Source organism: Bacteroides sp. RTP31139st1_H2_RTP31139_211217 (assembly GCF_040227615.1).
GTDB classification, from domain to species: Bacteria; Bacteroidota; Bacteroidia; order Bacteroidales; family Bacteroidaceae; genus Bacteroides; species Bacteroides uniformis.
Window position 1 is genome coordinate 1 of the sequence record NZ_JBCNZM010000149.1, and the last position, 11,948, is coordinate 11,948.

Below are 11,948 nucleotides of genomic sequence, written 5' to 3' on the forward strand. Positions count from 1 at the left end.
ACAAAAGTAAATTGTTATTAATTCCTTTCCCGCCGGATGAACCAATCTTTGGCAAGTATGTTGTCTCATCAGAATTGATTCTAACTTTAACTATTAAAAACTGACTTGATTATGAAATGTAAAGATTCTAATTTCTGGATTGGACTGGGAATAGGTTCGGTTGCCGGTGCATTGGCCTACCACTTCTCCCGTACGGAGAAAGCTAAAAAGCTGGAAGATGCCATATGCCGTGCCATCCACAAAGCAAGTGGCGAAGCCAAGGAGTTCATTAACACTGCTGAAGAAGAAGCATTGCACGTTGGCACCAAAGTAGCAGACAAGATGGCCCATGAGGCCCATGAGGCCGCAGAGAAAGCTGACAATCTGAAAAACAAGGTTCACAATTTTGCCGATGCTAAGAAATAAAACAAGCACTTGGAAACTTCTGAAGGGGTGTGTCAAAATTCACCACAGATTACACGGATTAACACAGAATGAGCTTAATCTACTGATAATCAAAGATGCTTATCTGTGCAAATCTGTGTAATCTGTGGTGAATACCAGTTTCGACACACCCTCTTTGCATATCGACCCATCAGTTCTGCAGACTGCGCCGATTCAAAATATCATTCATATGCTCCAATGCCCATCCTACCAAAGATTCGATATGCGGCATCAGGCTACATCCGGTTTCTGTAAGGTTATACTCCACACGAGGAGGAACTTCCGCATAGACTTTCCTGACAATCAGCCCGTCCGTCTCCAATGAGCGCAATGTAACCGTCAGCATCCGCTGGGAAATATCCCCTATGGTTTTCTGTATATCGCAAAAGCGCATCGTTCCATTCGCTTTCAGTGTGACCAGCACAAGCATTGTCCATTTGTCTCCCAACCTGCTCAGTACATCCCGTACCGGACAAGCATCCATACGATGAAAATTTTCCATTCCTTTATTTTACCAATCAGTTCAACCTCAACAATGACGGCTTTATGCTTAGTGTCCGGCATTGCACCACAAAAGTAATAAACTTACTCAAAATAACTATCGTTTCATACGATAATTAAAACATTCTTTATACTCGTAAATGCATCTGCCTCATCCGGATTATTTGTATTTTTGCAACATCGTTTCCTATTCATATGTAACTGCAAGACTCTTATGAACGTAAAAATAGAAGAAAGCTGGAGAAAACGCCTGCAAGAGGAGTTTGACAAACCTTATTTTGAGAAGCTGGTAGCATTTGTAAAAAGTGAGTATGGACATGCCAACGTGCTACCTCCCGGCCATCAAATTTTCCACGTCTTCAACTCTTGCCCGTTCGAGAAAGTGAAAGTCGTCATACTCGGACAAGACCCTTATCCTAATCCCGGTCAGTATTATGGAGTCTGCTTTTCCGTACCGAAAGGAATAGCCATTCCCGGTTCTCTGGCAAACATATTCAAGGAAATACATCAGGACTTGGGAAAGCCCATTCCGACTTCCGGAAATCTGGACCGTTGGGTAGCGCAAGGCGTGTTTCCTATGAATTCCGTCCTCACAGTACGTGCCCACGAAACCGGCTCGCACCGGAACATGGGATGGGAAATCTTCACAGACGCTGTTATCAAGAAACTGAGTGAAGAACGGGAGAATCTTGTATTCATGCTTTGGGGAGCGTACGCCAAAGAAAAAGCCGCTTTAATCAATAGCAGCAGACACTTGATTCTGACTACCGTCCATCCGTCCCCACGTTCTGCCGAATACGGATTCTTCGGTTGCAGGCACTTCAGTAAAGCCAACGATTTCTTACGGAGCAGAGGGATACAAGAAATAGACTGGTAACACGCTACAATACTCCGCTAACTCCGCTTCCAAACAAAGCAAAGTCCCCCAGGCACGGGTCGTCCGGAAAGGCCTCTGCCAGAGCTTCAGTAATCCGGCGGGCATTCTTCAAAGAAAATGTTTCTGTCTCGGTGAGTCCCAAAGCATAGGCCACACGGCAGACATGCGTGTCCAAAGGCACAATCAGGTCCCTGCAATCAAATCTCTCCCAAATACCAAAATCCACTTCCGGACCTTTCCTTATCATCCAGCGCAGAAACATGTTCAGTTTCTTCTGGGGGCTCTTTGCCGAGACTTCCAAAAATGCGCATAACCTTTCCATCGGATTACCTGCATACGTACATAAGGCATCCTCCAGACTGTCAAAAGCAGAATAGGCAGCATGCAAACGCCTGAAATAGGAATGAAAGTCAGCATAAGAAAGCATTCGGTAAAAACTGCTTCTGTCCGTAGCAGGGAAGTCATTCTTCCATCGGCAGGACAACACGTATTGATGAGGTGATACCCCCATCAACCTATGCAACTCATCAGCCTTTTTCAATATCTGCTTACGGTTGCCGAAACTCATGATGGCAGTCAGCAGCCCACTGATTTCAATATCCTGCTTCCGTTCATAGCGATGTGGAAACTGTACGGGGTCGTTCTGAATGAAGCCGGCGCAATGATAGGCCGCCGCCCACTCCCAAAGTTGTCTTTTAATCTCCTCGGTCATCTGCAAGCATTTGTTTTTTCATCTGAAATGCAAAGATATTGCAAATCGAATGCAAAACTTTCATGCTTGCACGAAAAAGTTGTGCCGGGATATAGCTTATCTTATTTAAAGATATTGCATTTATAGCAACATCGGACAAGTAACCTATTTCTTTTCCTCCTATTTTTGCAACATGAAAAAGCCCAATAGAACCATGCAACAGAAAAAGACAACCCAGGAGGAATACCAAAAGTGCGTGAACGCAGTAGTGGATTATATAAATCTGCACCTCGGAGAAGAAATTGACCTGAAATCTTTGGCCAGGATTTCCCATTTCTCTCCCTTCTACTTCCACCGCATCATGAAAGCTTTCCTGGGTGAACCCGTCGGTACGTTCATTGTCCGGACGCGTACCGAAGCCGCTGCCCGGTTGCTTCGTTACTCGGACATGCCGATAGCGGACATAGCCTACCGTATAGGCTACTCTTCGCCCTCGTCACTGTCAAAAGTATTCAAGCAGTTCTATGGCATTTCACCATTAGAGTATCGTAACAATAAAAACTTTGTAATTATGAAACCAGCCATTATTCGTCCGGAACTGGAACTGAAACACGAAATCAAAGAAGTTCCTGCCCGAAATGTAATTTACCTCCGCCTCTTTGGCGACTATAAACTGAACGACTATTGCAGCGCATGGATGCGCCTTTGCCAGTTCATCCAGGAAGAAAAACTGCCTATGGGAGAAGTGATGCCCTACTGTATCTATCACGATGACCCCAAAGTGACACCCGCTGAAAAGCTGCGTACCGATGTATGTATGGTCCTACCCTCATTTGCAACGGCCAAAGGAGACATAGGATTTAAACAGCTCGCGGCAGGCCGCTATGCCATATTCCTATACAAAGGTCCATACGAACATCTGCAGGCCGTATACGATACCATCTACGGGAAGTATATCCCCGAAATGGAATGTAGCTTACGGGATGAGTCCAGTGCGGAACGTTACCTGAACAACCCCGCAGATACGGCGCCGGAGGAACTGTTGACAGAGATTTATATTCCGGTAGAGTAGGCAAACTGTTCTGCCGGAGCTATCAGACTTTCTCCCCGGAAGAGTTTAGGAGCCGGACAGCGAACAAGTATTCGTTCCTCCATGGAGTAAAAATCGTTCCACCATGGTGGAACGATTTTTACTCCGCGGTGGAATGATTTTTACCTCATGATGGAACGAATAAATATCAGGCAAGCCGGTCGATACTATATTAGATACCCATATCTATACTGTATTGTAAAAAAGGGACACTCCCTTGTCTGTATGCTTGTTTTTATTCATTAATTTTGCACGACGCAATGCGAATCAAGCAATTGACGCAAACAGATAATTTTAAAATCTCCATTAAAATCAAGATAAAAAATGCAAAATGTTTCCATAAAAGGGTTTATATATGCGGCTCTCTCCTCTGCCACCTTCGGGCTGGCTCCTTTCTTCACCATTTCATTACTCCTTGCGGGCTTCTCCTCTTTCGAAGTATTGGCCTACCGATGGGGAATAGCTTCACTTACCTTGGTCGTTTTCGGCATTATGCTGGGCGAGACATTCCGCATCAGCAGGAAAGACTGGGGAACGGTGTTCATCCTCAGCCTGCTCCGAGCAGCTACCTCCTTCAGTCTGGTCATCGCCTATCAGAACATATCCAGCGGAGTGGCATCCACCATTCATTTCATGTATCCGCTGGCCGTGGCACTGGCCATGATGGGCTTTTTCGGAGAAAAGAGGTCATTCGCCATTCTGTTTGCCGTGTTGGTGTCACTAAGCGGAGCTGGACTTTTGTCATCCGGCAAAATAGACTTTGAAGGAGGAAACACGACCATCGGGCTGATTGCTGCCGGTCTGTCCGTATTCTTTTATGGAGGATATATCGTAGGAGTAAGGAAGAGCCGTGCCGTGCAGATTCCCTCCACTGCATTGACATGCTACGTAATGGGGCTGGGAGCCTTGTTCTTTATTATAGGAGGATATCTGACCGGAGGCATCCGGCTGGCCAATGATACCTACACATGGCTGAATATTCTCGGACTGGCGCTGCCGGCAACAGCTATATCCAACATCACCCTGGTAAAAGCCATTAAATACATAGGGCCTACACTGACTTCCATTTTCGGGGCCTTGGAACCTCTGACAGCCGTAGTTATCGGTTGCCTGATATTCAATGAAAGCTTCACACCGGCCAGCGCCATCGGCATGGCGCTGATAATAACGGCCGTTACAGTCGTGGTGGTACACGAAAAGAAAAAGGAGAGTGAGAGTTGATTGTCCTTATTTCGCCTTTTTATAATCCGTGATGAAACCCTCCATCATCCACTTGGCCAAGGCCTGGCGGTTCGAACTGATTACAAAACGGCGCTGGTCAAAAGTGTTCTGGATATTTCCCAATTCCACGAATACGGAAGCGGGAGAAGTATTGGCTAACACATAAAGATTGCGTGCGCTGACAGTTCCGGTAAACCCACGGTTGGGCTGGTGCTTGTCATATTTCGATTCGAAAGTTTTCTTCATGGTCTTAGCCAGACGCTTGCTGTCGGGCTTGCTTTTAGAGTGGTAAAAGAACACATCGGTCTGATGGCTCTTACTGCGACTGTCCACATGAAGAAAAATGGCACGGCAATATTTATAGTTCTTGCGGTCCTTCTTGTAAAACTCATTGATTTTGGCGCAACGTTGCCGGAGACGTGCCACTTGGTTCAAGGGTATGGGAGCTCCCATGCACGTCTCACGTTTGCTGTTGGAAAGGTACTTGTCATCACGGATTCCGTCTTTAGCATCCTGGATAATGATACGGACTTCCGCCCCCTCTTGCATCAAGTTACGGGCAAGGCGCAAAGCCACATCATACGCATACTCATCTTCATGCAGTTCTATTTTGCCGATTCTGCCGATAGCTCCGGGGTCGGGGCCTCCATGCCCGCTCACTACATAAAAACAAGCGCCCTGCAAACGGTTGGATGTCACTTTTACACTGGCAAGCGCTTTCCCGAACAAAGGTTCATTGATTGTCTTCTTCCCATTGCCAACCGGCTTTGATAATGGGGGCAGTACATACTTCACTCCCAGCCGCAATTCCTCCTTCCCTTTAAGAAGTTTCTTGTTCAGCTCCAAAAACTCCTTATAATAGGCTCTCCCCGGGCGCTTGTTACGTTCCAGGAAAACAGAGATTCCTTCTCCACGTCTCGGACTATCCCGCTCTTCCTGAGCCGAAGCATTAAAAGCAAACAAAGTACAAAAGAGGATGGTCAGTAAACAAAATATGCGTTTCATATTCCAATTATTCATCATTTATTCGGTTCGCTACAAATTTCCAGCCGCTAATTTATAGCATTTTACCATACTTAAGCACAAAATTATAATTTTTTCCCTACTTTTGCGACAACTTACGCGATAATAGATAAGAAACTTTTAAAACAGATAACATTATGGCAAAGCAATTCAAGCCGGAGACGCTGTGCGTACAAGCCGGATGGACTCCTAAAAAGGGCGAGCCCCGTGTACTCCCCATCTATCAAAGTACAACTTTCAAATATGATACCAGCGAACAGATGGCACGCTTGTTCGACCTTGAAGACAGCGGCTATTTCTATACCCGCCTGCAGAACCCTACGAACGATGCAGTAGCCGCCAAGATTGCCGCCCTCGAAGGTGGTGTGGCCGCTATGCTGACATCCAGCGGACAAGCAGCCAACTTCTATGCCATTTTCAATATCTGCCAGGCAGGAGACCATTTTGTTTGCTCCTCTACCATCTATGGCGGAACATTCAACCTCTTCGGAGTAACTTTGAAGAAATTGGGCATCGACGTCACTTTCGTCAACCCGGATGCCAGCGAGGAAGAAATTTCCGCTGCTTTCCGCCCCAATACCAAGGCCCTATTCGGCGAAACCATCTCCAACCCTACGCTCGAAGTGCTCGATATAGAGAAGTTTGCCCGCATTGCCCACAGCCACGGCGTGCCCTTGATTGTGGACAACACCTTCCCTACCCCCATCAACTGCCGTCCGTTTGAGTGGGGTGCCGACATCGTAGTACACTCTACCACCAAATACATGGACGGACATGCCACCAGCGTAGGTGGAGCCATTGTAGACAGCGGTAACTTCGATTGGGATGCACACGCCGACAAATTCCCCGGACTGTGCACCCCGGACGAGTCTTACCACGGACTGACTTATACGAAAGCCTTCGGCAAAATGGCTTACATCACCAAGGCTACAGCCCAACTGATGCGCGACCTGGGCAGCATCCAGTCTCCACAAAACGCATTCCTACTGAACCTGGGTCTGGAAACACTGCACCTGCGTATGCCCCAACATTGCAAGAATGCACAAGCGGTAGCCGAGTATCTTGCCCAGAACGACAAAGTGGCTTGGGTGAATTATTGTGGTCTGCCGGGCGACAAATACTACGAGCAGGCACAGAAGTACATGCCGAACGGCTCTTGCGGCGTTGTCACCTTCGGCTTGAAGGGCGGACGGGAAGAGTCTATCAAGTTTATGGATTCACTGAAACTGGCGGCCATTGTGACTCATGTGGCCGATGCACGTACTTGCGTGCTACACCCAGCCAGCCATACACACCGCCAGTTGACAGACGAGCAACTGATGGAGGCAGGTGTACGCCCCGACCTGATTCGCTTCTCGGTAGGTATAGAGAATGCAGAGGATATTATTGCCGACATCGAACAAGCGCTGAACGCCTAAAGGAATAGACAAAAGGGAGTGCATTTTCGGACAATGTACTCCCTTTTCATTTCAATATTCTCTATTACTCAACATTCAATATAATCGTCAAACTTTCCTTGCCTTGGTAGAAGGTCTTTGCTTTCACTACCAGGGAACCACACTTCACCGGTTCTTTCCATAAGGTTGACTGGGCAGTAGGTTCCGACCCATCAGTCGTATAACGTATCTCAGCCCCATCAATGGCCACATTAGCATACAGATTTCCATCTTTTACCAATAATCCCGGCTGAGGCAAGCGGAAGTTAATCCCATGCTTTGCCCAATAAGGCATTTCACTCTTGCTGATTTTCTCATAATAAAGTGCCAAAGCCTGATTGAAAGCCTGCTGCTCCCGCACGCCGGACAGGTTTTCCCATACCGGATGAGCATTCCAGCCACGTTCTGCCAGCCCTAAGATTTTCGGGAAGAGAAGATATTCCACGCCATCAAAACTACGGATAGTTTCGGCGAATAATTGCCCTTGTACACCCATAATATGTTTCTTGCCTATCTCTGTCAAAGCAGTCTTCCCCTTTTCCGCATTATTCAAATCAATGGGATTGCCTGCCATATCCACACGCAGCGAACGATAAATGCTGAAAGGAAGCATAGAGAAAGAGACAGACTCATCCACATAACCTCCCCAATCGAGTCCACGCTCGTCCGGATGACCATTGTAAGCCATATCCATATAGAAATTGCCCACGTTGCAAAGGATGACCGGGTAACCGTTATTGGCTGTCTGATAAACCACTTCATCAGAGCCCGGTACAGTATTCCAGCAATACACACCGGCAGCCTGGCCCCTCAACTGTTGATGAGCCTCTTCGGTATGCCCCAAAGCAACTTCCTGCCAACCACTGAATTTCAGTCCGTTCTTCTGCATCACATCTGCCATTTGCGTAATGAAATACTCCGACAAATCATGAGCTTTCGTCATGCCTTTTTCCTTCATCAGCTCTTGGCATTTCGGAGAGCCCATCCACACGCCGCGAGGCACTTCGTCACCACCCAAATGCACTGTGGACAATGAAAGACCGGCTTCCTGATACATCGCATTAAGTTCCTGAATCACCTTCTCCATAAAACGGTAGGTAGAAGGCAAGGCGACATTCATCACATTGTCCGTATAATATTGTACAGAAACATAACGTGAAGTATCTTCCGGTTCACTCAACATATATTCTGTAGCTTTCCCCGGATCAGTTTCAAAATATTTGTTATAGCGTGCCTTCATGGAGACAATGGCAGCGCGGGCATGCCCCGGAGATTCTATTTCCGGAACAATGCGGACATGTCTTTCGGCAGCATACTTCAGCAAATCAATAAATTCCTCGCGGCTATAATATCCATTGCCTACAGTCTTTGCATCAGGGTCATAGCCACCGTCATAACATGGGTAGAGGCACTGGCTTTCGTCAGTGGTATGCCCGCGACGGCTACCCACAGCAGTCAGTTCCTCCAAACCAGGAATCTCCAAACGCCAGGCTTCATCATCACAAAAATGGAAATGCAGGACATTCAATTTATAAGATGCAAAAATATCCACCAGTTTCTTCAAGTTCTCCGGAGCGGTGAAATTACGGGCAATATCTATCATTTGTCCACGATATGCCAAGTCCGGATAATCCCGAATGGAGACTGCCTCCAGCAAATAAGGTGTCTGCTTGTCCTTCAACATTGACAAAAGTGTCCGTGTACCATTAAAGATGCCATGAGGAGTGGCAGCACTGATTTTTATCAGGTTGTCATCTATATTGATAGTATAATATTCATCATTTACAGCCTCCTTCCTATCAAGCAGTTCTTCCAGCACAATCTTCACGGAAGCATTTCCGACAACTTCCAAACCATACAAACCTGTCAGTTTCTCTTTCAGCAACTTGGCTTCACCGGCAAAGTTCTCCGGAAATGCCAAAGCTACCTTACCTTCCAATACGACATTATCGCCTTCAATGGCTACCGCTTTCTTTACAGACGGAAGAATGTCTGACTGCACCAAAGCAGGAGCACCAGCCAAACGAAGATTGGATTCATAAATCTTAGTCGCATCCGGATAGCCGCTCATTGACTCGGGAGAAGGAAGCGGCAGCGCCTTCAAAGCCACGGGCAACGGACTGCCCTCTTTACCATCCACAGTCTCCACCCAATAAGTTCCTTCCGGTACATGGGAGTTCCGGTCCAGCTTGTAAGTGCAAAGGAAAGTGATCCGCATGGAATCACCGGGAGCCAGCGGAGCAAATTCGTCTGTCGGATACATTTTGAAAAAATTACCGTTCACTACCTCTACCTTCACTTCAGAGGCTCCTTCCTGCTTCACCCCTCGGGGAAGCTGTGAATAGTAAATCGTCCAGTTCTTTTTTAGAGGTTTTTGAGAGATATTCTTGAGAATAAAGGTATTCTCATAATATCCGGGTTCGATGTCACTTGCACCCATTTCCCAGGTCAGAGCAACCGGTGCCTTAGGTTCATTACTCGTTTTACATCCAGCAAATAGTGCCATTACACAAAATAATAATCCTGCCAGAGGAAGTTTCAAAATTCTCATGCAACTCATGTGTTAAGTTAATAAATGGGGGTAATCTCTAAAATCTGATGCCAAAAATAAGCATTTTAAGCTAATTAACTGATAAAAGTAATAGATTTTATTGACAGCGAGCTACAATTTAGAACTTTTATACCTACATTTGCAGCCAAATTATAACCAATTTAACTATTCTACCATGGCTAAAATAACCAAAGAAGCAGCCTTGCTCTACCATTCGCAAGGCAAACCGGGTAAGATTGAAGTAGTACCCACCAAGCCTTACAGTACACAAACCGATCTTTCTCTCGCCTACTCTCCGGGCGTTGCAGAACCGTGCCTCGAAATTGAGAAAAACCCGCAAGATGCATATAAATATACAGCAAAAGGCAATCTGGTAGCTGTCATCTCCAACGGAACCGCCGTGCTCGGCCTGGGCGATATTGGCGCCCTCAGCGGCAAACCCGTCATGGAGGGTAAAGGTCTGTTGTTCAAAATTTATGCCGGTATCGACGTATTCGACATCGAAGTAAATGAAAAAGACCCCGACAAGTTCATCGAAGCTGTCAAGGCTATTGCCCCAACATTCGGAGGTATCAACTTGGAAGACATCAAAGCACCCGAATGTTTCGAAATAGAACGCCGCCTGAAAGAGGAATTGGACATCCCCGTGATGCACGACGACCAGCACGGCACCGCCATCATCTCCAGCGCAGGATTGCTGAACGCCCTGGAAGTGGCAGGCAAGAAGATAGAGGAAGTGAAAATCGTCGTAAACGGTGCCGGGGCTTCCGCCACCTCATGTACCAAACTGTATGAAGCGCTCGGTGCACGCCGTGAGAATATCCTGATGCTGGACAGTAAGGGAGTCATCACCAGCGACCGCGAGAATCTGACCGAGCAGAAACGTTACTTTGCCACCGACCGTCGCGATGTACATACTCTGGCAGAAGCCATCAAAGGCGCCGATGTATTCCTTGGACTGTCAAAAGGTAATGTGTTGACCCAGGACATGGTTCGCAGCATGGCAGACCATCCCATCGTGTTTGCCCTTGCCAACCCTACTCCGGAAATCTCTTACGAAGACGCCATGGCAGCACGTCCGGACGTACTGATGTCCACCGGTCGTTCCGACTATCCTAACCAGATTAATAATGTAATCGGTTTCCCCTACATCTTCCGCGGTGCCCTCGACACGCAGGCAAAAGCCATCAACGAAACAATGAAAATTGCTGCCGTACACGCCATTGCCAACCTTGCCAAGCAGCCCGTGCCTGATGTGGTGAACGAGGCATACCACGTAAACAACTTCACTTTTGGTCCCGAATACTTCATCCCGAAACCGGTTGACCCGCGCCTCATCACCGAAGTGTCCTGCGCTGTGGCCAAAGCTGCCATGGAAAGCGGTGTAGCCCGCAAAGACATCGAAGATTGGGATGCCTACCGCCTGCAACTGCGTGAGCTGATGGGTTACGAGAGCAAACTGACCCGCCAGCTCTACGACACCGCCCGCCGCAACCCGCAACGTGTGGTATTTGCCGAAGGCATCCACCCCAATATGCTGAAAGCTGCTGTGGAAGCCAAGGCTGAAGGTATCTGCCATCCTATAATATTGGGCAACGACGAAGCCATCGAGAAGCTGGCAAAAGAACTAGACCTTAGCCTTGAAGGTATTGAGATAGTAAATCTGCGCCATCCGGATGAAGCGCCGCGCCGTGAACGCTATGCCCGCATTCTATCTGAAAAACGTGCCCGCGAAGGCGTCACTTACGAAGAAGCCAACGACAAAATGTTCGAACGTAACTACTTTGGTATGATGATGGTGGAGACGGGTGAAGCAGACGCTTTCATCACAGGCCTTTACACCAAATACAGCAATACCATCAAGGTCGCCAAGGAAGTCATCGGCATCCGTCCAGAATACAAACATTTCGGCACCATGCATATTCTGAACTCCAAGAAAGGCACATACTTCCTGGCAGATACGCTGATTAACCGTCATCCCAATGCCGAAACGCTGATTGACATTGCCAAGCTGTCGGAATATACCGTCCGCTTCTTCAATCATACACCGGTAATGGGCATGTTGAGTTACTCCAACTTCGGTGCGGATAAGGAAGGAAGTCCGGTAAGTGTACACGAAGCAGTGGATTATATGC

General features: G+C 47.3%; 10 protein-coding genes. 6 read left to right on the forward strand and 4 right to left on the reverse strand.

Going from position 1 to position 11,948, the window contains the following annotated elements; all coding sequences use genetic code 11:
* The first annotated feature begins 111 nt into the window (after nucleotides 1-111).
* Nucleotides 112-405, forward strand: a complete 294-nt coding sequence (locus ABUA47_RS19115; RefSeq protein WP_035449063.1) for a YtxH domain-containing protein — start codon at nucleotides 112-114, stop codon at nucleotides 403-405.
* 169 nt (nucleotides 406-574) lie between these two features.
* Here the strand turns inward: ABUA47_RS19115 and ABUA47_RS19120 are convergent, their stop codons facing one another.
* Nucleotides 575-925, reverse strand: a complete 351-nt coding sequence (locus tag ABUA47_RS19120; protein ID WP_009038044.1) for a winged helix-turn-helix transcriptional regulator — start codon at nucleotides 923-925, stop codon at nucleotides 575-577.
* Nucleotides 926-1,138: 213 nt separating this feature from the next.
* Between ABUA47_RS19120 and ung the strand changes: the two genes are divergently transcribed.
* Entirely contained in the window at nucleotides 1,139-1,801 is a 663-nt protein-coding gene (gene ung, locus ABUA47_RS19125; protein ID WP_009038043.1) for a uracil-DNA glycosylase, read from the forward strand.
* Between the two features lie 4 nt (nucleotides 1,802-1,805).
* Here ung and ABUA47_RS19130 read toward each other — a convergent pair whose 3' ends face one another.
* Complete coding sequence (locus ABUA47_RS19130) at nucleotides 1,806-2,513, reverse strand: TIGR02757 family protein (protein WP_022401173.1); 708 nt, start codon at nucleotides 2,511-2,513, stop codon at nucleotides 1,806-1,808.
* Between the two features lie 193 nt (nucleotides 2,514-2,706).
* On the opposite strand from ABUA47_RS19130, the gene ABUA47_RS19135 reads away from it, so the two are divergent.
* Nucleotides 2,707-3,564 (forward strand): GyrI-like domain-containing protein, encoded by an 858-nt coding sequence (locus ABUA47_RS19135; protein WP_005832999.1) that lies wholly within the window; start codon nucleotides 2,707-2,709, stop codon nucleotides 3,562-3,564.
* A 342-nt stretch (nucleotides 3,565-3,906) separates the two neighbouring features.
* A complete protein-coding gene (locus ABUA47_RS19140) occupies nucleotides 3,907-4,803 on the forward strand; it encodes a DMT family transporter (protein ID WP_009038040.1) in 897 nt (298 codons plus the stop codon).
* A 6-nt stretch (nucleotides 4,804-4,809) separates the two neighbouring features.
* Here ABUA47_RS19140 and ABUA47_RS19145 read toward each other — a convergent pair whose 3' ends face one another.
* Complete coding sequence (locus tag ABUA47_RS19145; RefSeq protein WP_008665171.1) at nucleotides 4,810-5,826, reverse strand: N-acetylmuramoyl-L-alanine amidase; 1,017 nt, start codon at nucleotides 5,824-5,826, stop codon at nucleotides 4,810-4,812.
* Between the two features lie 137 nt (nucleotides 5,827-5,963).
* Between ABUA47_RS19145 and ABUA47_RS19150 the strand changes: the two genes are divergently transcribed.
* On the forward strand, nucleotides 5,964-7,244 hold the full coding sequence (locus ABUA47_RS19150; RefSeq protein WP_005826957.1) for an O-acetylhomoserine aminocarboxypropyltransferase/cysteine synthase family protein: 1,281 nt from the start codon (nucleotides 5,964-5,966) through the stop codon (nucleotides 7,242-7,244).
* A 64-nt stretch (nucleotides 7,245-7,308) separates the two neighbouring features.
* On the opposite strand, the gene ABUA47_RS19155 is transcribed toward ABUA47_RS19150, so the two are convergent.
* The gene (locus ABUA47_RS19155; RefSeq protein ID WP_035449067.1) at nucleotides 7,309-9,813 is read right to left on the reverse strand and encodes a family 20 glycosylhydrolase; all 2,505 of its coding nucleotides are present in this window, start codon (nucleotides 9,811-9,813) and stop codon (nucleotides 7,309-7,311) included.
* A 175-nt stretch (nucleotides 9,814-9,988) separates the two neighbouring features.
* Between ABUA47_RS19155 and ABUA47_RS19160 the strand changes: the two genes are divergently transcribed.
* A partial coding sequence (locus tag ABUA47_RS19160; RefSeq protein WP_349831905.1) for an NADP-dependent malic enzyme occupies nucleotides 9,989-11,948 on the forward strand: 1,960 nt, incomplete at its 3' end.